Here is a 530-nt window from a genome sequence, read left to right as displayed (position 1 = left end):
CGAATAACATTCGACGGAAGGGTCGGTATGGACTTCATCCTCATGACCGAGGGGGACACCCCGGTCGGGCTCACGCATGAGCACCGCTACCGGGAACTGGTCGAGGAAGTGCTGCTCGCGGAGCGCGTCGGCTTCGACGCCTTCGGCAGCTCCGAACAGCACGTCGCCCTCGGAACGGCCTCGGTCTCCGCACCGGAAGTGCTCTACCCCTACCTGATGGCACTCACCAGCCGGATCCGCTTCATCCACCTCGTGACACTGCTGCCCACACGGATGAACCACGCACTACGCGTGGCCGAACGCGTCGCGACCGAGGACATCCTCTCCAACGGCCGCATCGAACTGGGCACCGGACGCGGCAACACCACCCTCGCCCTGCGCGCCTTCGAAGTCGACCCCTCCCAGAACAAGTCCCAATGGCGCGAAGGCGTCGAACTCATCCGCCGCGCCTTCCTCGACGACCCCTTCTCCTACGTAGGCCAGCACTACAAGATCCCGCCCCGCAGCCTGGTCCCCAAGCCCCTCCAAAC

The 530-nt window shown here is 65.3% G+C and carries 1 protein-coding gene; it reads left to right on the top strand.

What is annotated here, in order from left to right; translation table 11 throughout:
- Positions 1-27: 27 nt before the first annotated feature.
- Positions 28-530 (top strand): LLM class flavin-dependent oxidoreductase (locus tag NP777_RS47195; RefSeq protein WP_256656370.1); only part of this gene is annotated, 503 nt, incomplete at its 3' end.

The organism is Streptomyces rugosispiralis (assembly GCF_024505145.1).
GTDB lineage: Bacteria > Actinomycetota > Actinomycetes > Streptomycetales > Streptomycetaceae > Streptomyces > Streptomyces rugosispiralis.
Note: the sequence above shows the minus strand (reverse complement) of the source record. Positions and strands in the feature narration are given on the sequence as shown.